The organism is Geobacillus vulcani PSS1 (assembly GCF_000733845.1).
GTDB classification, from domain to species: Bacteria; Bacillota; Bacilli; order Bacillales; family Anoxybacillaceae; genus Geobacillus; species Geobacillus vulcani.
In genome coordinates this window covers 2,160,510-2,184,494 of sequence record NZ_JPOI01000001.1, presented here as the reverse complement: position 1 = coordinate 2,184,494, position 23,985 = coordinate 2,160,510, and the positions used below count along the sequence as shown (strand labels likewise).

Genomic DNA, 23,985 nt, shown 5'->3' with positions numbered 1-23,985 from the left:
GGGCATCCCGTTCTCCTTTTTACTGGTTCGTGATCGTGCCTTGATGGAAAAACAGCTGCCACCTTCCGTCGATGTGCTTCCAAATCGAGCTGCGCAGCGTGAGCTGACCCCTCGTTTCATCGTGGAGGCGATATGTCGCCAACACCACCCCATCTGCTAAAGGATGTATCGCAAAATCGGAAATCGTCATGCGCCGTACCGAAAGTCCGCCGCCTTCGACACTATCGTGTTTGTACCAGACGTTTCCGGAGCTGCCAAACTCAAAAAAATCGTCCGCCAACAGCGCGTCGAGCTCCGCTGGCGATGTGCGCACACCCGGCTCTAACAGCCGCCGTTCGAGGGCATATAAGTGCTTCTGCAAATCCATTGCTTTCGCCCCTTCCATCGGTCCGCTCTCCTCTCAAGCACACTATTTTCTTAAGCGCCAAGTGCAGCTAACCGAGCGGCACCGCCTTCCGCTCGCCTTTCGAGAACGTCATGAGCTCGGTATAGCCGATGCTGCGGGCGAGTTCAACCGCTTTGTCAAAATCGGCGCCGACATGTTCAGGCACGTGCGCATCGGACGATAACACGATTGGAATGCCTTTGTCATAGCACATTTTCAACAAGCGCGGATCCGGATACAGTTCGCCAACCGGCTTGCGCAACCCCGCGGTGCTGATTTCCACGCACGTTTTCGAATTGGCCAGCGCGGTTGTCGCTCGGTCATATTGTTCAAGCAAAAATTCCTCATCTTCTGGAACATATTGAAAAATTTTCACTAAATCGAGGTGGCCGATAATATCAAACAAATTTGACTCGGCAAGCGTAACGACCTGATCGAAATATTTGCGATATGTATCATACAAATCGCGCCGCTCCCACTCGTGGCGGTACTCGACTAAATCGATGCCGAAATCGTCGACCCAATGGATCGAACCGATGACATAGTCAAACTCGTACGAACGGATGAAAGCAGCCATCTCCTCATGTTTGCCCGGCGTATAGTCCATTTCAATCGACATTTTCACATCGATGCCTGCATCCCACGCTTCGTGGAACAGCCGGACGTAATCAGCCATATCGTAGCACCGGCGCGCTTCGACCCATGGGTTGGACAAAATGTTTTTCGTTTGATAGAAATGGTACGCATGTTCGGAAATGCCGAAATGCTGAATGCCTTTTTTCGCCGCTTCGTCAGTGAACTGGCGCAAATAATCAAGCGTCAGCGTCCCGCGTTCCAAATGGTTGTGGTAATCGGTCAACATCGGCGTTTCTCCTCTCCTGCTGTTTTTCTCATTATAACGCATTGCCGCAAGAAAGGACAACCGTTTTGCGAATATTCATCCAATCATCCGTTGGCCCCGACGAGAAACAACAGCCCGACGCATGCCGCTACGCCGGCGACCGCCAAAAGCCGCGTTACCATATCTTCCATGCTCCATCCCTCCTCTTCTTTGCGCCATCTATGTCTTATGTCAAAACCATCACCGATAGAACAGCGTGACAGAGACATTTACAAAACTGTAACAAAACAAAAGACAGCCAAGGCACGAACAGGCGACTATGGGCTGGATGCCATCAGCAGAGCGGCGTTCGGGCCGCTGGGCACGTTGATCCGCTCCCCGAGTGGATACGGTCCGAGAAACGATAAGCCGGATGCCTCGAAGGTCACGTCAAGCAAGCCAAACTCTTTTGCTGTCAACAGCACCGCCTCTGCCATGCACGCCGCTTCATCCGCACTCGGCAGGGTGGAAACATGAAGACGAACAGCCGCATGACGCCCGTCAACATCAACTGACCCCACTTCCACTCCGCGCGGAATGACGGATTCAAGCCCTGAGGGGGCCGATTTTTTCATCTGTTGCAACGCCTCGGAGAACGAACGGGCGTTGCTTGGCGTTGGAATGAGCACCGCATGGCCGAAGGAGGAAAAGCGGTTTTGATAGTATATGCGCTTCTGCTGGCTGATTTTTGTCGTTCTTAGACGCCCAAACACCGGTAAATCAAGTCCTTCTTCCTCTCTTGTGAAAAAGCGAATGCTCCGCCCGCCCATTTGCCGCACTGTTTCCATGACCGCTTCCAAAAAAAGACGTTGCTCCTTATGGCCGGCAGCAAATACACGATGGCCATCCGGGACGCGCACGAACCATACGCTCCCATCGCCGGCCGCTGGGGTCATCTTCACGCCTTCAAACCATGCCGCCGCTTGCTTAAATGGAGCGCGGTCAAGCTGTCGCAGCGCCGCGGGCAGCCGCTCTGCCGGAGCAAGACGCCCCAGAAGAGGCACGGCCACCGGCACGACGCGGCCGATGCGGCCATCAGGCAGAGCGACAATCATCACATTTCCTGATTCGATCGCAGCCGGCAAAGCTGTTTCGGCGGCGATCATCGTTTTCGAATGGGAAGAAACTTGATCGGCCTGCAGCGTCTGAACAGAGAATGACAAAGCCTCATTGTTGTCCGCGCGTTTTGGAACGGCGAAATGCGTGCCAGCATAAACCGACGCTGCAAGCACGGCCGCCGATGCGGCCGCTGGAAGCCAGCGCCGTTTCCAGCGCTCCAGCCGCTGGGCGCGCGCCAGCTGGGCATACACTTCCTCCTTTGTGCGCCGGTCTTTGATGATGGGCAGCTGTTCAAGGTCATGCTCGATGCATCGCTCATTCCCATTGAGCTTTTTCACGCCGCCACCCCCCTCGTTCCGCCTCTTCTTCCATATAGTGTTTCAGCGCTCTTAGCGCGCGGTGCTGCGTTGTTTTCACCTTGCTTTCCGTCCAGCCAAGCGCCGCTGCTGTCTCGGCAATGGACAGCGACTGAATGAACCGGAGAATGAGCACAAGCTGTTGATCAACGGTGCAACGCGCTAAGCAGCGATACATGAGCTGAATTTCCTCTTTTTGAATCGCAATTTCCTCGGGCATCGGCTCGTCGACGCCGATGTGCTCCTCACTCCACTCCGGCGCATTGGCCCATTGGCGCCGTCGCTTTTGCTTGCGGAAAAAATCGATGGCCACATGGCGCGCAATGGACAGCAGCCACGTTTTTTCGCTGCATTGCCCTTGAAACCGCTTATATGAGCGAAGCACTTTTACGTATACTTCTTGGACTAAATCCTCGGCCTGCTCTCGATTCCGCACCATGTAAAACAAAAAATTAAACAAGTCATCGTGATATTTTTCATACAACTGCTCAAAGACGGGGTCCATCGTTTCTCTCCCCCTATCTTCCCTATGGACCGCGGCCATTCATCTGCTTTTGATCATCGGGCTGCCCCTGCTGCTCTTTTTTCGCGAAAGCGGCGGCATTGCCTTCCCTCCCGCCTTGTTTGGATCGACAGCCCAGCCAAAAAAAATCCCATTATCTTCATGATAACGGGTGACGATGAAAAAGAAAACCACTTTTTGAACGGAAATGGGCACATGGCTACCGCTCGGCAAACAGCGGAAAAAAGAGCGGTCCGGCCTGCTGTTTCAGCTTCCATTCGCCGGCTGGGTCATAGCTGATCAGCACAGCGGTTGCCGGTCCCCCGGATGAAAAAAGCGACAGCGGACACGAACAACTGCGAAAGCGGAGGCGATTGGCAGCCAAAAGCTCTGTCCATTCGTAAAAAACGCCTTTCGATCCGACCGGCACGAGCTCATACACATGGGGCGAAACAATCAGCTCGGCGAAAAGGGAAAGCGGCAGCACCCATTCGGGCCGGGCCAACACAGCAGCCCCGACGAGCGGTCGGCCGATGACGGCAAACTTCGCCGTCTCCGGCGTAATGCCGATCCGCTTCCGTTCGTTGGCCACCGTCCCGAGCGCCGTCACGCCAAGCGCCGACTGAACGGTTGGAAAGTTGGATTCCGTACTCCCGGTGATCGGGAGGGAAAGAGCCAGCTCTCGGCATGCTCGCTCAACGCCGCGGCAAAGGGCTTCCCAGCGGTCGTCGGCAATGAAATTTTGCAGCACGGCCGCCCTCGCTTCCGCCCCGACGCTCAACAGCTCCATCAAGGCGACGCGGGCGGAAAAATACGCGACAACATCCACCGGGACGGACACCACATCGCCCGGCTTGTCCCCGATCGCCGCCGAACCGTCGGCCGCAACGGCGAGTTCCATGCCGTCGGCAAACGGAAGGAAAAGCACATCACGCATGCGGCGCCTTCACCCCCGCTTTCGCCGCCAACCGGACGACAATCGGCATGATGGCTGCTGCGATCAACACGTTGACCGCTGCGGCTGCCGAAAGCGGCGGAATGACGGCAAAAACAAACGGCCAGCCGAACGAAACGGCAAGTGGCAGCGGCGCCAAAAACGCATTGCCGATGAAAAAGACGACAGCGCTGCCGATTTTCCATCCCCGCCGATGCAACACGGCGAACAGGGCGCCAAGCCCCGCCATCTCAAGAGCAACAAACCAATGAACCAAGCCGAGCGGAAAACCGCCGATCAACGCCGAAACCAAATGCCCCAGTCCAGCGACCGCCGCTCCGGCGCGCGGGCCAAGAACCACGGCGGCGACAAGCGCTGGTGCGCTGTCCAAAGCGATGCTGCCGACAAACGTCGGCAGCTTGATGAACGATCCAATCGCCGAAAGCGCTAAACAAACGGCTGTCCAAGCCAAGCGGCGGCTCATTGCTTCTCCTCCTTGTCGCGAAACACGATGGCGCTCCGCTCATACTCGATGTCCTTCACCCCTAAGCGGGCGTTCACGACCCGGGCAGCGGCGAACAAATAGTCGGACAGGCGGTTCATATATTTTAGAACAACGTCGTTGATCGGCTCGGCTTTTTGCAAAGAAACGATGCAGCGCTCCGCCCGCCTTGCCACCGTGCGCGCCATATGAAGCGCCGCAGCCCCCTTCGATCCGCCCGGCAAAATGAATTTTTGCAGCGGCGGGGCCTCTTGCACGTGCGCATCAATGCGCTCTTCTAAAAATGTGACCATCTCCTCGGTCACTTTATACGGAATCTTGCCGTTGACGATGGCTAAGTCGCCGCCGCAGTCAAACAGTTCATGCTGAATTTTCTGCAACTCGGCGCAAAGGTCGCGAAATCGCTCATCGTCAGCAAGCAGTGCAAGCGCCCAGCCGATGAACGAATTCGCCTCATCGATCGTCCCGTACGCCTCGACGCGCAAATGGTCTTTGTCAACGCGTCCACCAATTAAACTCGTCTTTCCTTTGTCTCCCGTTCGCGTATACAATTTCATTTGTCCTCTCCCCCTTTATTTCAATCGTTCCGAAAGTCCGCACCAAACCCGATCGACGCGACAGCACATGGAAGCAAGCTGCTGATAGCACATTCCCACTGCGTCGCGCCAGCGCCGCTCTTGTGGGTCAACCGGAACGACGCCTTGCGTCACATCGGTGCCGATCCAGACGACCGTGCGGCCCGGCTCGGCTTCTTCCCACTGTCGCCAAGCGCGAAAATACGCTTCCCACTCTTTAACGTCCGGCCGGAGGCGGATGGCGGCTTCCAATCCGTCAAAAACAACTGTTTTGGCCGTTGGGATGCCGCCCGGCGGCCCGTATGGCTCCAAATAGCCGTTCTGCCATACAATATGAACGCCATCATTTATTCCGTACTGTTGCTGCACCCATTTTCCCTTTCCTTGAAACGCACCGCCGACAACGAAATGCACCGCTCTCCCCCTTTCCAGCGTTCGATCGTCGATTCAAGCGTATATCCGCCGGCAAACGGCACTGTCCATTCCCAGAACGAACGGGCATCCGGCGCATACTGTTCGAGCAGGAGGCGAATCGGGCCGCCATGGGTGATGACCGCCACATGACGGGCGCCCGTCCGCTCAGCGAAAGCAATCGTCTCCGCAAGCGCCTGTTGGATGCGCGCTTGAAAGTCGTCATAACGCTCCCCGCCGGGCGGCGCCGCGGAAAAGGGTGACGCAAGCCATTGCTGATAGGCAGGCTCTGCTTCCAGCTCAGCAAACGTTTTGCCTTCCCAAACGCCAAAGTGAAGCTCGCGCCAGCGGCTGGTGCACCAATCCGCCCTGCGTCCGCCGAACAGCAAATCAACCGTCTCCCGACAGCGGCAACGGTCGCTTGTGACCACAACGTCCACCGGTTCAGGCGGCTCCCATCGCAACCGGCCAAGCCGCGCGATCTCCCCTTCAGCAAGAGGCGCATCGAGCCAACCGATATACGCCCTCTTTCGATTTTGTTCCGTCATCCCATGACGGATGAGTGTAACAGCCAAATGACGCCCCATAGCAGCAGCTCTCCCCCCTCAATAAACGCCCCGATTACATCTCCAGTGATGCCGCCAAACTGTTTTTCCGCCCACGGCTTCGCTGCCGCTGCCAAAACGGCAACCGCGGCGGCCAACGCTGCCCCTGTTTGCACTGAAATGACGGTGAATGCACAAAGAAGCAAAAGCAAGACAAAAGCGAGTCCAAGCGCCCAAACAGCATCGCACCATGAACTATATTCGCGCAGCGATGCGGCCATTCCTGTCGGTTTGGCCAGCTTGCCGGCGGAAAGAAGCCAGGCAGCCCCAGCCCGCGACAACAGCGGAACAGCGGCGAACAGCGCCGGCGGAACGCCTACCTGAAGCGATTCGTACAGAAACAGCCAACGAAATGACAACAAACAAATAAGCGACAACACCGCAAACGCGCCGACGCGCGAATCGGACATGATCTCTTGCCGCCGCTTCACATCGCGATATGAAAAAAACGCATCGCTTGCATCCATAAACCCATCGGCATGCAGCCCACCGGCCATCCAAATGCCGAACCAAAGGAGAAAAAGCGACCAAACAAGCGGCGAACCGAATGAAAATGTAGAAAAGAGCGCGTACACTCCGGCTGAAAACGCCCCGATCAGCGCCCCCGCAAGCGGCATGCAGCGCACAAGCCAACGGACATGGGCAGCGTTCCATTCGATCGAACGGCGGATGGGGATGATGGTAAACAGCTGCAGCGCCAACAGCCAACCGTTCCATGCCAGCTTCATTTCGGCCACCGTCCTTTTTTCACGCGGAGAAGACCGCATTCAACGACCGCGGCGGCCGCCGCTTCCGCCACGAGTTGCTGGTGAAGCCAACCAAGCGTTTTCATATAGCGAAACGTGCCGGGGTTATCCGGAACTCCCCCAGAAAACAGCTCGTTCGATACGATCACAACCGCGCGGCAGGCATCCGCCCAAGCCCGCACTTCATCGAGCATGCGGCAAGCAACAGCTTGAGCGGCCGCGTCTGTTTTCCAATTGCCACCAGTGAACAACTCGTGGGCGAGCCAAGCGGTCAAGCAATCAAGAAGAACGATATCATCAGGGCGCAGGGAAGCGGCAATCTCCCAAGAAGAGAACGGGGCTTCCCACACCGTCCAACACACATCTTGCGCCGCGCGCCGCTCTTGATGGCGGCGAATGCGCTCCCTCATTTCATCATCCACTGCCTGCGCGGCAGCCATATAGTGAAGCCGACCGCCGCCAGAAAGTCGGATGGCGCACGCTTCCGCTGCTTCACTTTTGCCGCTGCGCACAGCGCCGCTGACAAACACCATCATCCCCCATTCCACCCCGCAAGCGCCTCAAGCAGCCGGTCGTTTTCCACCTGCGTTTTGACCGCAAGCCGCACGTAACGTCCGTCCAATCCAGGGAAATTCATCGTATGGCGTGGAACGATTCCTTGCCGCAATAAATAGAAAAACAGATCCTCTGTCCGTCCGGAAAGCGGCCGCAGCAAGTAAAAATTGACGACCGACGGCGAGACGGCATACCGGTCGGCCGGCAGCGACCGAAACACTCGCTCCCTCTCGGCGGCGATTCGTTCTTTCGTCCACTCCACAAACGATTCCATCACGGCGAAGCGAAGTGCCAGTTGTTGTGCAATGCGGCTTGTGCTCCAAGGCGGCTGGCGCGTTTGCAATGAGGCGATCACCGCCTCGTCGGCCGCTGCCACATAGCCGAGGCGCGCGCCAGCGAGATGGTGAATCTTGGTCAACGATCGAAGCACAATGAGGCGCGGATAGCGGTCCAACCACTGCACGGCTGTAAATCCGCCGCGCCAAAACGGATAGAACGCTTCATCGACAACGACATACGTCCCCGCATCGTTCGCTGCGGCGATGAACGCATGAAGTTCCCGCTCCGTCATCGCCGTTCCTGTCGGATTGTTCGGATGACAGAAAAAGACGACGTCACACTCCGCCGCCCATGCCGCCGCTTGGTCCATATCGTACGCAAAGCCGTACTGCTCATGGGCTATAAACGATGATACTTCACAACCATAGGCAAGGCTGGCGCGCCGGTATTCGGAAAACGTCGGCTCCAAGACGCCGACGCGCCGGCCGGCGAACATAGAAGCCAATAAATAAATCGCCTCCGCCGCCCCGTTGGTCACCAACACTTGCTCCAGACGAATCCGCTCTTGCTTGGCAAGAAGCTCTCTGATCGCCTTCGCTTCCGGATCCGGGTACTCGCCTGCCCAGCGAGCCCACTCCCCGCCGTCTGGCCAAGCCGACGGCGGCAGCCGATATGGGTTCGTGTTGACACTGAAATCGATATATTCACTTGGAGCCGACAGCCCACACTGCTCATAAAGCGTAAGCGGATTCGCTCCATGCGCCGGCCAACGCAACGATCATCCCCCCGATCCATAGGCATAACGTAAAGACAAGCACCGTTCCGATCATGATGCCGACCGCCTGGCGAATATGACTCGAGTGCAGTGGAACATCCGGATTGCCAAGCTTCGGCCGCTCGGAGACGACACCGCCATATGTATTCGTTCCACCCAGCTGCACCCCAAGCAGCCCGGCCATCGCCGCCTCGAGCCAACCGCTGTTCGGGCTTGGGTGGCGGCGGGCATCACGAAACAAGATCGACAACGCCAAACGAAGCCGGCGGCCGCCAAAGACCAATACCATCACGAGCGCTGTCAGCCGCGCTGGAATATAGTTGAGCACATCGTCGAGCCGGGCGGCCGCCCAGCCAAATTCGCGATACTTCTCATTTTTATAGCCGATCATCGAGTCGCACGTGTTCACCGCCCTGTACAGCATGGCGAGCGGCGCGCCACCGATGGCTGCGTAAAAAAGCGGGGCGGTGATGCCGTCGCTCGTATTTTCCGCCACCGTTTCGACGCAGGCGCGGGTGATGCCGGCCTCATTGAGCCGCTCAGTGTCGCGGCCAACGATCATCGACAGCGCCCGCCTCGCCTCAGGAAGATCGCCCGCTTCAAGCGGCCGGCGCACATCTTCAGCCGCTTCAGCGAGGCTTTTTGCCGCAATGGCAGTGAAAATGAGCGCCGCCTCGACCGCCACCCCTACGTATACGGACAGCGCGTAGCCCGTATAAACGACCAACGCCGACAACCCGTAAACGACAGCCAGAACCGCTGCTACGGCCCCCGCGCCTTTCACCCGCCTCCTTGTTCCCCGATTCCAATGCCGATCCAACCAAGCAATCAACGTTCCCATGCCCCGCACCGGATGCGGAAGCCAAGGCGGGTCGCCAAGCAGCGCATCCACCAGCAAAGCCAACGTCATGGCCAGCAAGTGCATCATCGCTGCTCCCTCCGCCGCTTGTAGCGATCAAGCGCCTCCGCTACGGCTTCATACACGAGCCGTCCGATCGCGCGCCCGAGTTCCGTCGCCGTTCCAGCATAGGCAAACGTCCGCCCTGTTTGCGTCGCCGCCACAGCGAGCGAATCGGTCGACGTGCCGGTGGCAAGCGTCCCTGTCTCTGAGTCGCAAACGGAACGATCGGCGAGCGCTTTCGCCTTCGCTTCCGTCGCGGTCATGACCGCTTGCACGAACGCGGCGTCGGTAAGCGTCCCATCAATGACAATCACCATATTGATCGTCCCCGGCCTTTCCGCAAGCGGCTGATGCTGCCACGCCCGAGCGGCATCAACCGCATTGCCGACGCCCGCCGTCGCCATGACCGCAACCGAAAACGCTTCCTCTCCCTCTTGAAGCCACACAGCGTCACGAACGTCAACCGCCGTCATCATGCCGATCGTCCGTTCCGGTGAAAACCCGTGCTGCTCCAAATAGCGGCGCATGTCTCCTTCGGCATCGCCGCAATCGTAATCCAACCCGACTTGACGGTTGACAAAATGGGTCGCCCATTGAAACCCGGCACCGATCAATGCGGAAGACAAAACGCGAAGCGGCTGGCAGGAGGCAAGAACAGCGGCGTCATCAAGAAAGGACAAACGCAACCCCCCGGCCGGCGATTCTCCTTGTTTCCCTTTCGGTACAAATGAAAACGTCGGCTTTGCCACCGCCGGATGAGCCAAACGCACAATCGGCGCGGCAAACACTTCGTAAAGCAGCGTCGGCGGCATTACATCTGTCGGCGTTCCACGCGCCGCTGTTTTTCCTTCTTTTAACACAAGCACCCGGTCGCAATATAAGCTAGCGACGTTCATATCATGAAAGACGGCGACGACCGTCAGACCGCGGGCGCGCGCAGCCTCCGTGAGCCGGTCCAAAAGCCGGACTTGCCCGCTCACATCCATATGATTCGTCGGTTCATCCAGCAAGAGCAGCTGTGGCTCTTGGGCGAGCGCACGCGCTAAGTAGGCGCGCTGCCGCTCCCCGCCGCTCAATCGTTCAAGCGGCTCATCGATTTTATCGGTCAAGCCGACGGCGGCAAGCGCTTCTTGAACCGCCGCTTCATCCTCTTTCGTCCACGCCGGAAACAAGCCGCGCTGATGGGAGTAGCGGCCGAGCGCCACCGTTTCTTTCACCGTATAGCCGTGCGCCGCCTCCGCCGTCTGCGGCAGGACGGCAGCCACCCGCGCCCATTGCTTCGCAGACAGCGCCGAAAGCGGCCGGCCATCGATGACAATCTCCCCGCTCGTCAACGGCAGCTCTTTGCTGATAAGCTTGAGCAATGTCGTCTTCCCACTGCCGTTTGGCCCTAAAATGCCGAATATTTCGCCCTTTTCCACAGAAAACGTCACATGATCCAGCACTTGATTTTGCCCATATCGATGGGATACGGCGCGCACCTCGAGCATCATCATCCCAACTTTCGCCTTGTTTTTCGGAAAAATAACACTGCAAACAGCGGAGCGCCAATGAGCGACGTAATGACGCCGATCGGCAGTTCGCGCGGCTCAATGATCGTCCGCGCCGCCACATCGGCAAGCACAAGAAACGCCCCGCCGTACAAGAGTGACAGCGGCAAGAGCACCCGATAGTTCGGCCCGCAAACAAGCCGAACCATATGCGGAACGACAAGCCCGACAAAGCCGATCGTTCCCGACACCGACACCGCCGCGCCGGTGAGCAGCGCGGCCGCTGTCAAAATGATGATTTTCCGGCGCGCAACGTCAACACCGACATGAAGCGCCGCCGCTTCGCCAAAAGCAAAGGCGTTCAACTCGCGGCCGTTGGCGATCAACACCACGGCGCCGATGAGGAAAAACGGAAACAGCAATCCACTGTATTTCCAGCCGCGCATCGCCACGCTCCCCATCAGCCAGGAGATGATTTGCCGCAATTCTTCTCCGGTCAAGGCGATCATGAGCGAAATAAAGGCGCTGAAAAACGCGCCGAAAATAATGCCGGCTAAAATGATCGTCTCCACCGACATACGCCGCTCGACGGCGCGGGTGAACGCCAAGACAGCGGCAAGCGTCGCCATGCCAAATAAAATGCTGACAACTGGCAATGTAAACGTGCCAAAGAGCGGCCATTGCCATCCGAGAAAGATGACAAGCACCGCCCCGACCGAGGCGCCGGATGAAACGCCGAGCGTGTACGGGTCGGCGAGCGCGTTTTTCAAAAGTCCCTGAAACGCCGCCCCGGCAAGCGCCAACGAAGCGCCAACCAAAAAAGCGAGCACGACGCGCGGCAGGCGAATGGCCGTGACAATGGACACCCAATCGGCCGGAATGTCAGACGGAAGCGGCACCCCGAACCATTCGGCGGCGAGAATGCCAATAATAGAAGAAAAGGGAATCGACAGCGATCCTGTCGATATCCCTATGAGCAGCGAAAGGACGGCCGTTGTAACGGCCAAAGCGTACATCAGCGTTTTACTTGAACACATCCGGATAAACGGCTTTGGCAAGTTCCTCGACCCCTTCAACAAGGCGCGGGCCCGGGCGGCTCACTAAGTCGGTGTTGACGTCATACACCCGCTTGTTTTTCACCGCCGGCACGTCTTTCCAAGCGGGACGCGCAAGCACTTGCTTCGCCCCGCCGTATGTCGTGATGATGACATCCGGCTTATAGGCCACCGCTTTTTCTTCCGTCACCATCGGCCAACCTTCCAAGCCGCCGGCGACGTTTTTCGCTGAAATCACTTGAAGCATCTCATCCATGAACGTCCCTTTGCCGGCCGTATACAGCTGCGGCGGCGGCGACACTTCAATCCAAACGTTCGCTTGCTTATCGGCTGGAATTTGTTTTGCTTTTTCCTTGATTTGCGTCAATTTCTCCTTCATGCCGTGAATGATTTGTTCCGCTTTGTCCGCTGTCCCCGTCGCTTTGCCGATCAGTTCAATCGACGCATATACATCAGCAAACGACTTCGCATCATTGACGACAAGCACGGTGATGCCGGCGTCTTTCAATTGCTGCAGGCCATCGCGCGAGTTATGGGCGCTTGACGCATGAGCCAAGACAAGATCCGGTTTGAGGGAAATGATTTTCTCGACATTAAATTCCATCCCGCCGATTTTCGTTTTCGTTTTGACGTCTTCAGGGTAATTGTCAAAATCGCTGACGCCGACGATCTTATCGCCCAACCCCAACGCATAGGCGATTTCCGTATTGCTTGGGATGAGCGAGACGATCTTTTTCGGTTCCGCTTTGATGGTGACATCTTCCCCAAGCCCGTCTTTCACCGTCACCGGAAACGCTGCTTGTTCCGTTTTCGGCTCCTTTTGTTTCACCGGCTCGGCGTTATGGTTCGCCCCGCTGCTGCAACCGACCAGCACGGCAGCCAAAAAGAAGAACACCGCCACCACCGCCGGCCATGCCCAACGCTTCATCCGTCATTCCCCCTTCAGTGATGTATGTACAATAAAAAACGCCCATTCCGTCCGGTCGGGGAATGAGCGTGAAACAGACCGCCAATGGGCACAACAATGCCCTGTGCGACTGTTTCCGCGTCTCACCCCCCGAAGATTCGGAAACTGCGGCAAGCAAGGCAGGTCTACTGGCTCATGCTTCATCCTACTCTGAAGCCTTCCCGTACGGAAAACAGCGCAAGCCATCCGTCCGTACAGTGGCGATTTCATTTCGTCCGCATTGACAGTTGCGGGGACAGCTCCGGATTCCCACCGGATTCCCTATTAAGCCTTTTCGGCACCTTGCTGCGAATCGACTAAATAATTCGGATATGGACATTTTTATATTAAAGCAACATCGATCATTTGACAACCATCAATTTGCGACCGGGCGACAACAAGCAAGCGCCGCTCCTTGCGGCGGCTCAGCGTTCGTGTCCGCATGAAGTCACAAAACGCCGCCACGTTGCCTATCTCCACTCTCGCACCCTTCACCGTTTGGCAACGATGCGCTCCTTTGAAAAACAGGAAAGACGCCCCCCTCTGGCCCGGCGTCTTTCCCGAATGCAAGCTTCATCTCCTCACTGCTCGATGTATTTTTCAAACACAAAGCCGAAATCTTTCATCGTATAGTTCTTTTTCGCTTCCGTCAGCCATCGAAACGCGTATTCATTCACGGCCTGAAAATCAGCCGACACATTGGCGCCGTCGCTGCGCATGTTGGCAAACACCTTGGTCGCCAGCTCGAGGCTCCGCTCGGCATAGTCGAGCTTCATTTCATTTTCGCGGCAAATGTCGGCGATCGCAAGCAGCGATTTATACAAATCTTTCAGTTCCTCGATATGTTTTTTATGCACATCAATCGAGTAGGCGTGCGACCCGATTTTGAATTTGATTTCCGCGTCCAAATCGACCGTTCCGGCCGTCTCGAGCGACACGTCGGAAATCGGATGCTTATAGTAATCGTAGCGGCGCAGCGTCCGTTTTTTGCTTGTTGCACTCGTGCCGTCCAGATGAATGAGCGCGCGGTTGGTGAAGCAATACTCATCGGATTTCGATTTAATAAGGAAATAAATTTTTTCTCCATCCTCGTGCATCACGTAATCATCGGCGTCGACTTTGTCGTAGTCTTTCGGCTGAATGACCGAACCGATGTCGCTCAATCCAAGCACATCGGCCGCGACTTTTCCAAACATGCTCATTTCTCGCCCCGACCCCTTCCATTTTTCATTGGCTCGCGCCGCTCCGCAACGAGCAGCAACGCAGGTTGTTTTGGCAGAGCACCGCATCCTCTATAGTCATACGTGGAGGGCAAAAAAAAGTTTCATGTTTGCCAACCATTGAACGGCCCAACCATTTCGCTTTTTACTGTTTTCTCATCGCATTGGCTAAAAATTCGACATCCGTGCCAACAATCACTTGCAAGTCCGTTTGGTTGAGGCGAAGCACACCTTTCGCTCCCAAACGTTTCAATTCTGCTTCGTTGACTTTTGACATGTCTTTCACTTTTAGGCGCAAGCGTGTGACACAATTGTCAATTTGTGCGAGATTATCCTTTCCTCCCAACGCTTCGATATAGTTTGCAGCAAGGTCCTCGTATTTGACCCCCGACTGCGCCGCTCCGCTGTCGGTAAACTCGCCTTCTACGTCGTCTTCACGCCCCGGCGTTTTTAAATCAAGCTTCGTAATCAAGAAATAGAAAACAACGAAATAGATCACGGCATAGATGAGTCCTTGGACAATCAATAAATACGGTTTTTGCGCAATGCCGTAGTTTAAGAAAAAGTCAATCGCCCCAGCCGAAAACGTAAACCCGTGGTGGATGTCAAGCGCCGTCGCCACTGCGAGCGACAAGCCGGTCAACACGGCATGAACGACGTACAAGAGCGGCGATAAAAACATAAACAAAAATTCGATCGGTTCCGTAATCCCGGTTAAAAATGACGTCAACGCCACGCCAAGGAGCGCGCCCGCGACCGCTTTGCGCCGCTCTTTTTTCGCCGCGGCGATCATCGCCAGCGCTGCCGCCGGGAGACCGAACATCATCACCGGGAAGAAGCCGGCCATAAAAATGCCCGCATCCGGGTCACCGGCGAAAAAGCGGCTTAAATCGCCGGTTTTGCCGTTATATTCGCCAAAGACAAACCAGACAAAACTGTTTAACACATGGTGCAATCCGACAGGAATCAGCAGCCGGTTTAAGAACCCGAAAATGCCGACGCCAACAGCCCCAGCGCCAACGATCCAATGGCCAACCGCGTTGATGCCGTCTTGAATCGGCGGCCAAATGTAGCCGAAAACAAGAGCAAGCACGAGCATCACAAGCGATGTCACGATCGGCACAAACCGCCGGCCGCCGAAAAAGCCGAGCCAGTCGGGCAGCTTGATATCATGATAGCGGTTGTATAAAAGTCCGGCGATCACCCCGGAGATGATGCCACCTAATACAGACATATTGATGTCTTTATCAATCGCGGCAGCGCCCTTCGTTAGCACAAAGTAGCCGATCGCGCCGGCCAGAGCGGCGGCGCCGTTGCCGTCTTTGGCAAAACCGATCGCCACGCCGATGGCGAAAATCAACGCCAAGTTGGAAAACACCGCATCACCTGCAGCAGCGATAAATGGAATATCTAATAAGTCCGGTTGACCAAGCCGAAGCAACAATCCAGCCGCCGGCAAAACGGCAATCGGCAGCATTAACGCTTTTCCGAGACGCTGCAAAAATCCTAACATAACCATCCATTCCTCCCTTTTTATTTTCGCCGTTCCATTTCAACGATGAATTTGTACCGATCACCGCGGTACACCGATTTGACGACTTCGAGCGGCCGGCCGTCGGCGAGGCAGGTGCGGCGCTCAAGCAGCAGCACCGGCGCCCCTTCTTTCACTTGCAAATGCTCGGCCTCCAGCTTGCGGGCGACGGACGCTTCCAGTGTTTGAACAGCAGAACCGATGATCAATCCTGTTTCCTTTTCGATAAATTCATAGACGGAACCGCTTACAACATCATGCGTCAATCCGGGAACAAGATGGACGGGAATGTAGAGCGTCTCCAGCGCCATCGGCAAGCCATCGGCCAACCGGAGGCGGCGGACTTCATAAAGGTCATCGCCTTCTGTGACGCCAAGTCCTTCAGCAAGCTTCTCGGAAGCCGGAACCGTCTCAAAGCGAAGGACGATCGTGCCGGGCTCCATGCCGCGCGCCCGCATATCTTCGGAAAAGCTCGTCAGCCCTTTCAGCGGCTGCTCGATTTTTTTGGCGGCGACAAACGTTCCTTTCCCGCGCCGGCGGACGAGATAGCCATCGTTCACTAAATTGTTGACCGCCTGCCGAACGGTCATCCGGCTGATGTCATACGTTTCTGCCCACTCCCGCTCCGACGGAATCATCTCGCCCGGCCGCCACTCCCCTTTTTCGATTTTTTCTTTTATATATTGCTCGAGCTGATAGTAAATCGGAATCGGCGACTGTTTATCGATCATGGCGCATCCCCTTTCCGCTTTTCCTTTGGGATGAGCGAGAGCGCCTCTCGGTCGGCAATGATCATCACGTCCGGATGAAGGTGAAGCGCCGAAGCCGGCAAATCCGGTGTGACAACGCCTTCGAGAAGCCGGGCAATGGCCTCCGCTTTTTCCTCCCCTGACGCCAACAGCACGATGCGGCGGCTCCGCAAAATGGTCGCAATTCCCATCGTTATGGCATAGCGCGGCACATCATCCAACGACGGGAAAAAGCGGGCGTTCGCTTCGCGCGTCAACAAGGCGAGCTTGACGACATGAGTCGGCGATGAAAACGGCGTTCCTGGCTCGTTAAAGCCGATATGGCCGTTGCGGCCGATGCCCAAGAGCTGCAAATCGATGCCGCCCAATTCATCGATGAGCCGCTCGTAGCGGCGGCATTCTTCGTCAAGATCAGCAGCCAAGCCATCCGGCACATGTGTCTGATGAAGCGGGATGTCCAATTGGGCAAACAAATGCTGATTCATATAATAGCGATAGCTGTTCGGATGATCCGGACCGAGCCCGACATACTCATCCAAATTGACCGTGCGCACGAGCCGATAGGATGTCCCATGTTGCCGATGATCGGCGGCCAATTCGCGGTACACACCGAGCACGGTCGAGCCGGTCGCCAAGCCGAGAACGGCATTCGGCTTTTCCTTGACTTGTTTGATGATGATGTCCGCTGCCTGGCGGCTCATCTCGGTATAGTCAGCGGTTTCCAAAAGCTTCAACGCCATCGCTCTCCCCCCTTTCATCCCGCTTGCGATAAGCAAGAGCGCCGCGGCAAAACGTCATCATGACCTCATATCGTTCATTCAACACGACGACATCGGCGTCTTTGCCGGATCGCAAGCTGCCCTTTCGATCAAGGATGCCAAGCTGTTTTGCCGGATTCCAGCTCGCCATGCGGATCACCTCTTCAATCGTGCAGCCGGTGTAATCGAGCACACGGCGGATGGCCTCGGCAAGCTTGAGTACACTTCCCGCCAGCGTACCGTCGGCAAGCCGCGCCTCTTGACCGCGGACGGTCACCTCTTGGCCGCCAAGTTCATACCGCCCATCACCTAGACATTTTGCCCGCATGGCATCGGTGATTAAGATGAGTCCATCGCTTCCTTTATTCCGATAAGCAAAGCGGACCATCGGCGGCGCAACATGCAGCCCATCCGCGATCAGTTCGCACATCACTTCTTCAAACATCAGCACAGCACCGGCAACACCCGGTTCACGGTGATGGATGCCGCGCATCCCGTTAAACAAATGGGTGGCGTGCGTCACTCCTGCTTGAATCGCCGCTTTTACTTCGTCGTAAACGGCATCGGAATGGCCAATCGAAGCGATGACCCCCGTTTTCTTTAAATAAGCGGCCAACTCAAGCCCCCCCTCCCGCTCCGGGGCAAGGGTGACAAGGCGAATGTGGCCGCTGGCCGCCTCTTGCCAGCGCTGAAACAGCGAAACGTCGGGGTCGACGAGGTGGCGCGGGTGTTGCGCCCCGGTGCGCTTCGGCGACAAAAACGGCCCTTCCAGATGAACACCGAGCACTTCGGCGGCTCCCGGCCGGTTCTCCTCCGCCATATAGCGAGCGACGTTGCGAAGCGCGGCTTCGATTTGTTCGCTTGGCGCCGTCATCGTCGTCGCCAAAAAACTCGTCGTCCCTTCCGCCGGCAGCGCCTTGGCCATCGCGTGAAGCGCCTCCGGGGTCGCATCCATGACATCCGCCCCAGCCGCCCCATGAATATGGACGTCGATGAATCCCGGCACGATGGAAAACCGCGAGGAAAGCTCGATCACTTCCGCCCCTGCATCAGTTGGGCATGACGACATCGGCCCGATCGCGGCCACTTTTTCCCCTTCGATCAGCACATACCCTTGTTCAATGGTTCCTGTTTCTGCATACACCGCGGCATTTTTCAATATCCACCGCTTCATCGCGATTCCCCACTTTCTGTCTCTCATTATAACATTATATATTCTAGTTGTCTATACCACTAACACAAATCCTTCAACCAGTTCGCTTCAGCATGAAAGAAAGAGGGAAGCCGTGGCTTCCCTTTCTTTCCAACGGCCCTACGTCCGTTTCGGTCCGTGAGCCGGCAAATAAAAGGAAAATGTCGTTCCTTCGTTCAGCTTGCTATGGACGGTAATGAGCCCCTTATGCGCCTCGACAATATTTTTGGCGATGGCCAAACCGAGTCCGGTGCCCGCGCGTCCGCGCGTCCGCGCTTTGTCCGCTTTGTAAAACCGCTCAAACACAAACGGCAAATCTTCCTCCGGAATGCCGGAACCGGAGTCTTGAACGTGAATCGTCACGCCATCGCCGCTCGGTTCGACGATGAGGCGAACGGTGCCGCCTGATTCCGTGTGGCGGATCGCGTTGTCGATTAAGTTCGTCAGCACCTGTTCGATCCGATCCGGATCGAGAGAGATTTCGATGTCCCGATCACGAAACTCGGCTGTCAGCTCAATCTGCTTTTCTTTCGCCAGCCCGTAAAACTTGCGGATTACCCGCTCGATGTAAGGAACAAGCTTGACTTGTTCGTACTCTAGCTCAATATGACCAGCTTCCATGCGCGCCAAGTCAAGCAAATCGTTAACAAGGCGGCCCATGCGCAGCGACTCGTCATAAATGACTTTCGCCATCTCTTTCTTCTCTTCTTCGCTCGCCGCGATATCGTCGATGATCGCCTCGCTGTAGCCTTGGAGCATAGCAATCGGCGTGCGCAATTCGTGCGAAACGTTGGCGATAAAGTCTTTGCGCAGTTTGTCAAGCCGCCGCTCTTCGGTCATGTCACGCAAAACGGCGACCGCGCCGCGCACCATCGTTTTGCCGTACAGCGGCGTCATTAAAATCACCCACGTCCGCCCTTGCAGCGTCACTTCAGTCGATTGCTCCTTCTCCTCGCGAACGACGCGGGCAAACAGCTCTTTCACTTGCGGCGGCAGCGGCGCCATCGCTTCCGCGCCGTTTCCTTGCTCGAAATACCACGCCTGCAAAAACCGCTCGGCCGGCGGATTCGTAATCAACATTTCCCCATCGCGGTTAAACGTAATGACGCCATCGGCCATGCTGCTTAAAATGCTGGCGAGCTGTTCTTTTTCCTGGTTTAAGGCGTTGATGTTAAACTGCAGCCGCCGCCCCATTTGGTTGAACGCCATCGCCAGCCCACCGATTTCGTCATTCGTTAAAATCGGCACTTTCATATCGAAGTGGCCGCGCGCCATTTCGAACGCGGCTTGCCGCATTTTCCGGAGCGGAGCGGTGATGCGCGTCGATAAGAAAAAGGCAAAAAACGTCGTCATGACAATGGCGATAAACGCAGCGAGAAAAATTAACTCTTTCGTCCGCTCCGTCGCGTCGGCGATCGCCTCGAGCGATTGATAGATAAACACAGCGCCGCGGCTGCCATCCGGCATTGACATCGGCACGCCGACAATAATCATATCACGGGGCAGCTTTTCTTTTGGCTGCCACTTTGGCATATACAAACGCTTTTTCACCGTTTTCCCGTCTGTCAGCACACGCCGCAAGTCCCGATCTTGGCGGATGGACGACAGCGGCATATTGTTCAAACCAGCGTCGCCAGGCGAATACCAATAGTGCGACTCATCGGCGACGATGACCGCTTTCGTTCGATTGTCCACAAGCGTCCAGGCGATCGAGCGGGCGAGCTCTTCGTCGCGGTAATCGTGCATCACCTCGGCCACTTTTGTCGCCAGACGGGTCAGGTCGTTTTCCGCTTCCTGCACATAATAATCTTCCAAAAATTTAATGAGCAAAATGCTTAAAATAAACAGCACGCACGAAACGAGCAGCAAAATCGTAAACCATAGCTTGCCGACAACACTGCGAAACAGCCACATCAGTCGTTCACTGCCTCAAACTTGTAGCCGACGCCCCAGACGGTGACGATCATTTTCCCCGCCTGGGGCGACGCTTTATTCAACTTTTCGCGCAGTCGTTTAATATGGGTGTCGACCGTGCGCAAGTCGCCGAAAAACTCGTAATGCCAGACTTCTTTGAGCAGCTGCTCCCGATCAAACACTTTATCGGGCGAACGGGCCAAAAAGAGAAGCAGTTCGTATTCTTTCGGCGTTAAGCTGACCTCTTTTCCGTCGACCGTCACCCGGTGGGCATCGTTGTCAATCGTCAAGTGCGGGAACACGAGCACGTCTTTCGCCGTCGTCTCCACCGGCGCGTAGGCGGCGTTCGCCGCGCGGCGCAACAACGCTTTTACCCGCAACACAACTTCGCGTGGACTGAACGGCTTGACAATGTAATCATCCGTGCCGACTTCAAACCCTTGCACGCGGTTGGATTCTTCGCCTTTTGCCGTCAACATGATGATCGGCGTCGTTTTTTGCTCGCGGATTTCTTTGCACACTTCAATTCCATCTTTGCCCGGCAGCATCAGATCGAGCAAAATGACGTCATAATCATTCGTCAACGCCTTCTCCAGCGCTTCATTGCCGTCGCCAGCCTCATCGATCACATAGTTTTCCCGCTCCAAATACATTTTCAAGAGCCGTCGGATGCGCTCTTCATCGTCAACCACTAAAATACGGATGGTTTTTTCTTGTTTTTCCAATGCTTTGCACCCTCCCATCATCAATGGAAACATCCCTATTTTCTAGTTTACCGAAAAACCGGATGCTCGCCAACAGAGCATCCGGTTGTTGTTCCATTATGTTCCGGCGTACGAGTGCAGCCCCGCGATGACGAGGTTGACCGCCACCAAGTTAAACATAATAATCGCAAAGCCGATGACGGCGAGCCATGCCGACTTTTCACCGTGCCAACCTTTTGACAAACGAAGATGCAAAAAGGCGGCGTAAAACAGCCAAGTGATCAGCGCCCATACTTCTTTCGGATCCCAGCCCCAAAAGCGGGTCCAAGCGATTTGCGCCCAAATCATGGCAAAGATGAGAGCCCCGAGCGTAAACACTGGAAAGCCAATCGCCACCGCCCGATAGCTGATCTCATCAGTCAAATCCAAGTTGACGTTTTTCACCAGCGGCTTGAGCGCCGCGGCGATTCGCTTGCGCAAAAGAAGGCGAAGCCCCATGTACAGCACAGCTCCGGCCATAAGCGACCAAATGACCGTATTGAGCTTTTTTGCGTTGATGATGGCTGGCATTTCAACGAACGGCTTCATGCGGTCAGCGCTTTCTTTTGCCAGCTTTCCTTTATGCGGTCCGACAAGCGCCGGCATCTCGTAGATCATCTCATCCGGCTGTTTGTTTTTATCAATCCATGTAAACTTCGCCTCATAGCCGGAAAGACCAAACGCGGTCGAAACGATGACAAAGCCGAGCGTGGTAATTAAGCAAAACATGACCACTTCGAGCCAAAACGTCCGCTTCGATGGCTTCGATTGATCGACGACGCGAATCAAATAAATGAGTCCGGCGACAAAACTGATCGCCAAAATCGCTTCGCCGGCCGCCGCCGTCGTCACATGGATGTGCAGCCAATCGCTTTGCAAGGCGGGAATGAGCGGCGAAATTTCGCGCGGAAACATGCTCGCATAGGCGATGATGAGCAAAGCAACGGGAAGGGCAAACAACCCGAGCACGCTCAGCCGGTAAATGAAATAAATAATAATGAAGGCAGCGACCAGCATCATGCCAAAAAAGGTCGTAAACTCGAACAAGTTGCTCACTGGCGCATGCCCAGCGGCGATCCAGCGCGTGATGAAATAGCCAAGCTGTGCAAGAAAACCAATGATCGTCACCGCGATGCCAAGCTGCGACCAGCGGTCTTTCCCTGCCGTCTGTGTGCGCTTATCGCGAATGGCGCCGCCGAAAAAGAACGTGCCGATCAAATATAGAACGAACGCGATATATAGCAATGTGCTGCTAAGCTGTGCCATGTCCATGGACTTGTCCCCCTTGTCCGGCTTTTTTTCCTTCCTCGAGCCGATCGACCGGCATTGCGACGCCGATGCCGTCAAGCAATCGGCGCAGCTCGTTTTTCAAGCCGAACCAGTTTTTGTTCGTATGCGCCGCGATCCATAATTCGCCATTCACCCGCTGCACCCAAATGCGGCGGTGGTTCCAATACATTCCTTGAATGAGCCCGATCATGAAAATCGCACCGCCCAACCCTAAAATCCAAAGCGTCAAGTCGCGGCGGACGGTCAAGCCGGAAACGTTGCGCGTCTCAAGCCCCACAAACGCCATTTTGTACTTGTTGTTGCCAAACGGCTCGATCGTCTGCTGGATAGCGACAAAGCTCGTTTCCCCCTTTGGACGATCCGGAGCATACATTTTGAACACGAACGCCGGGTTGTTTGGCACGCGCGATTTCGTCGACGGATTGCCATCTTCATCAAATTCAAAGTCAGGAAAATAGCTTAATAGCTCAACGCGATATCCGTTTCCAAGATCGTACGTTTCTTTCGGGTCGTACAAATCGACCGTCACCGTGCCAAACGTTTTCCCTGTCCTTTTGTCTGCGAGCGCAAACGACATCGCTTTCGGCTCATTCAAGCGGAAATCAACTTGATAAAGCGCATAATGGTTGAACTTCAGCGGCTCGTTGACGCGAATCGCATACTCTTTCACTTTTTTCAGCTTCGGCTTCGCGCCGGGGATCACAGGGCCGACGCGTTTATACAACACGACGTTCGTTTGATAGTTTTTCGCGATCATTCCGTTGCCGACGCGGTCGATGGCCGCGTTGAACACCCCATTGTCCTCGCCTTTTTTATACGTTTCAAAAATAAACTTTTCGCTTTTTAAAAAATAGCGTCCGTTCGTCCCAGGAATTTCTTTCATCTCTCCTTCCGGAATCCACATCACTCGATCAATGTACATGCCGGGAACCGAACGGAGCATCGCTCCAATTAAGAAAATGATGAGGCCGATATGATTGACATATGGCCCCCAGCGGGAAAACCGCCCCTTTTCGGCGAGCAGGTGGCCATCCTCCTCGCGCACATGGTAGCGCCGCGCGGCAAGCCGCTCTTTCAGCGCAGAAACCGTCTTGTCCAAATCCGCCACGCGTGAAACGCCAAACAGCCGCTGCCGCTCCAAAAAGCGGGGATGGCGTTTCACCCCTTGCCGTTTCAAAGCTCGGTACAGCGGCACAACACGGTCCAAACTGCAAATGACGAGCGAAACGCCGATTAAGGCGATGAGCAAAATGTACCACCATGAGCCGTACAAATTGTTAAAGCCAAGCTCATAATACAGCTTCCCTGCCCAGCCGTACTGCTGCTTGTAGTACTCCGCCGGATCGACGTTCGGTGGAATGTACATTTGCTGAGGAAAAATCGTGCCGATCGCCGAAGCGATGAGCGTCATGACAATGAGTGCGACGCCGACTTTGACCGACGAGAAAAACGCCCAAATTTGGTCGATGATCGTTTTTTTATACGTCTGTGACCGGCGCGCGCTCCCTTCGTAGCGCATGTCCAAAAGCGGTTTCTCTCCCGCGTCCGCCATAGGTTTGCCGCACGACTCGCAAAACGCTGTACCGTGCGGATTGACGTGGCCGCATTCGCATTTGACTTGTTCCATGGCGC

The 23,985-nt window shown here is 55.8% G+C and carries 25 protein-coding genes and 1 riboswitch; all 25 genes read right to left on the bottom strand.

What is annotated here, in order from left to right:
• Positions 1–19 precede the first annotated feature (19 nt).
• A complete protein-coding gene (locus N685_RS0111820; RefSeq protein ID WP_031408604.1) occupies positions 20–385 on the bottom strand; it encodes a nuclear transport factor 2 family protein in 366 nt (121 codons plus the stop codon).
• Positions 386–434: 49 nt separating this feature from the next.
• Positions 435–1,247, bottom strand: coding sequence for a histidinol-phosphatase (locus N685_RS0111815; RefSeq protein ID WP_031408602.1), 813 nt, complete (start codon positions 1,245–1,247; stop codon positions 435–437).
• A 296-nt stretch (positions 1,248–1,543) separates the two neighbouring features.
• Positions 1,544–2,662 carry a hypothetical protein gene (locus N685_RS0111805; RefSeq protein ID WP_031408600.1) on the bottom strand — a complete coding sequence of 373 codons (1,119 nt, stop codon included), beginning with the start codon at positions 2,660–2,662 and terminating at the stop codon, positions 1,544–1,546.
• Complete coding sequence (gene sigX, locus N685_RS0111800) at positions 2,640–3,185, bottom strand: RNA polymerase sigma factor SigX (RefSeq protein ID WP_031408598.1); 546 nt, start codon at positions 3,183–3,185, stop codon at positions 2,640–2,642. Before sigX ends, N685_RS0111805 begins: the two co-directional genes overlap by 23 nt.
• 217 nt (positions 3,186–3,402) lie before the next feature.
• The gene (locus N685_RS0111790) at positions 3,403–4,119 is read right to left on the bottom strand and encodes an AIR synthase related protein (protein WP_031408596.1); all 717 of its coding nucleotides are present in this window, start codon (positions 4,117–4,119) and stop codon (positions 3,403–3,405) included.
• Entirely contained in the window at positions 4,112–4,600 is a 489-nt protein-coding gene (locus N685_RS0111785; RefSeq protein WP_031408594.1) for an ECF transporter S component, read from the bottom strand. The genes N685_RS0111790 and N685_RS0111785 overlap by 8 nt, the downstream gene beginning before the upstream one ends.
• Complete coding sequence (locus N685_RS0111780; RefSeq protein ID WP_031408592.1) at positions 4,597–5,175, bottom strand: cob(I)yrinic acid a,c-diamide adenosyltransferase; 579 nt, start codon at positions 5,173–5,175, stop codon at positions 4,597–4,599. Before N685_RS0111780 ends, N685_RS0111785 begins: the two co-directional genes overlap by 4 nt.
• A 15-nt stretch (positions 5,176–5,190) precedes the next feature.
• The gene (locus N685_RS0111775; RefSeq protein ID WP_031408590.1) at positions 5,191–5,607 is read right to left on the bottom strand and encodes a bifunctional adenosylcobinamide kinase/adenosylcobinamide-phosphate guanylyltransferase; all 417 of its coding nucleotides are present in this window, start codon (positions 5,605–5,607) and stop codon (positions 5,191–5,193) included.
• Positions 5,541–6,191 (bottom strand): histidine phosphatase family protein, encoded by a 651-nt coding sequence (locus tag N685_RS0111770; RefSeq protein WP_031408589.1) that lies wholly within the window; start codon positions 6,189–6,191, stop codon positions 5,541–5,543. Before N685_RS0111770 ends, N685_RS0111775 begins: the two co-directional genes overlap by 67 nt.
• Positions 6,149–6,937, bottom strand: a complete 789-nt coding sequence (locus N685_RS0111765) for an adenosylcobinamide-GDP ribazoletransferase (protein WP_031408587.1) — start codon at positions 6,935–6,937, stop codon at positions 6,149–6,151. Before N685_RS0111765 ends, N685_RS0111770 begins: the two co-directional genes overlap by 43 nt.
• Entirely contained in the window at positions 6,934–7,491 is a 558-nt protein-coding gene (locus N685_RS0111760) for a bifunctional adenosylcobinamide kinase/adenosylcobinamide-phosphate guanylyltransferase (protein ID WP_031408585.1), read from the bottom strand. Before N685_RS0111760 ends, N685_RS0111765 begins: the two co-directional genes overlap by 4 nt.
• Entirely contained in the window at positions 7,488–8,564 is a 1,077-nt protein-coding gene (gene cobD, locus N685_RS0111755) for a threonine-phosphate decarboxylase CobD (RefSeq protein ID WP_031408584.1), read from the bottom strand. The genes N685_RS0111760 and cobD overlap by 4 nt, the downstream gene beginning before the upstream one ends.
• Complete coding sequence (cbiB, locus tag N685_RS0111750; protein WP_031408582.1) at positions 8,521–9,492, bottom strand: adenosylcobinamide-phosphate synthase CbiB; 972 nt, start codon at positions 9,490–9,492, stop codon at positions 8,521–8,523. Before cbiB ends, cobD begins: the two co-directional genes overlap by 44 nt.
• Entirely contained in the window at positions 9,489–10,961 is a 1,473-nt protein-coding gene (locus tag N685_RS0111745) for an adenosylcobinamide amidohydrolase (RefSeq protein WP_031408580.1), read from the bottom strand. The genes cbiB and N685_RS0111745 overlap by 4 nt, the downstream gene beginning before the upstream one ends.
• Positions 10,958–11,992 (bottom strand): FecCD family ABC transporter permease, encoded by a 1,035-nt coding sequence (locus N685_RS0111740; protein WP_031408577.1) that lies wholly within the window; start codon positions 11,990–11,992, stop codon positions 10,958–10,960. The genes N685_RS0111745 and N685_RS0111740 overlap by 4 nt, the downstream gene beginning before the upstream one ends.
• Positions 11,979–12,938, bottom strand: a complete 960-nt coding sequence (locus tag N685_RS0111735; RefSeq protein ID WP_031408575.1) for an ABC transporter substrate-binding protein — start codon at positions 12,936–12,938, stop codon at positions 11,979–11,981. The genes N685_RS0111740 and N685_RS0111735 overlap by 14 nt, the downstream gene beginning before the upstream one ends.
• Before the next feature lie 140 nt (positions 12,939–13,078).
• Positions 13,079–13,277, bottom strand: a riboswitch (cobalamin riboswitch).
• 260 nt (positions 13,278–13,537) lie between these two features.
• Entirely contained in the window at positions 13,538–14,152 is a 615-nt protein-coding gene (locus N685_RS0111725; RefSeq protein WP_031408571.1) for a PH domain-containing protein, read from the bottom strand.
• A gap of 169 nt (positions 14,153–14,321) precedes the next feature.
• Positions 14,322–15,689 carry an N-acetylglucosamine-specific PTS transporter subunit IIBC gene (gene nagE, locus N685_RS0111720; RefSeq protein WP_031408569.1) on the bottom strand — a complete coding sequence of 456 codons (1,368 nt, stop codon included), beginning with the start codon at positions 15,687–15,689 and terminating at the stop codon, positions 14,322–14,324.
• A gap of 20 nt (positions 15,690–15,709) precedes the next feature.
• Complete coding sequence (locus N685_RS0111715) at positions 15,710–16,438, bottom strand: GntR family transcriptional regulator (protein WP_031408567.1); 729 nt, start codon at positions 16,436–16,438, stop codon at positions 15,710–15,712.
• Positions 16,435–17,196, bottom strand: a complete 762-nt coding sequence (gene nagB, locus N685_RS0111710; RefSeq protein WP_031408565.1) for a glucosamine-6-phosphate deaminase — start codon at positions 17,194–17,196, stop codon at positions 16,435–16,437. Before nagB ends, N685_RS0111715 begins: the two co-directional genes overlap by 4 nt.
• Positions 17,168–18,388, bottom strand: coding sequence for an N-acetylglucosamine-6-phosphate deacetylase (gene nagA, locus N685_RS0111705; protein WP_031408563.1), 1,221 nt, complete (start codon positions 18,386–18,388; stop codon positions 17,168–17,170). The genes nagB and nagA overlap by 29 nt, the downstream gene beginning before the upstream one ends.
• A gap of 138 nt (positions 18,389–18,526) precedes the next feature.
• On the bottom strand, positions 18,527–20,320 hold the full coding sequence (locus N685_RS0111700; RefSeq protein WP_031408561.1) for an ATP-binding protein: 1,794 nt from the start codon (positions 20,318–20,320) through the stop codon (positions 18,527–18,529).
• A complete protein-coding gene (locus N685_RS0111695; RefSeq protein WP_031408559.1) occupies positions 20,320–21,066 on the bottom strand; it encodes a response regulator transcription factor in 747 nt (248 codons plus the stop codon). The genes N685_RS0111700 and N685_RS0111695 overlap by 1 nt, the downstream gene beginning before the upstream one ends.
• Positions 21,067–21,141: 75 nt before the next feature.
• Positions 21,142–22,329, bottom strand: coding sequence for a c-type cytochrome biogenesis protein CcsB (gene ccsB, locus N685_RS0111690; protein ID WP_031408557.1), 1,188 nt, complete (start codon positions 22,327–22,329; stop codon positions 21,142–21,144).
• Complete coding sequence (locus N685_RS0111685) at positions 22,316–23,980, bottom strand: cytochrome c biogenesis protein ResB (RefSeq protein WP_031408555.1); 1,665 nt, start codon at positions 23,978–23,980, stop codon at positions 22,316–22,318. The genes ccsB and N685_RS0111685 overlap by 14 nt, the downstream gene beginning before the upstream one ends.
• Positions 23,981–23,985: the final 5 nt, after the last annotated feature.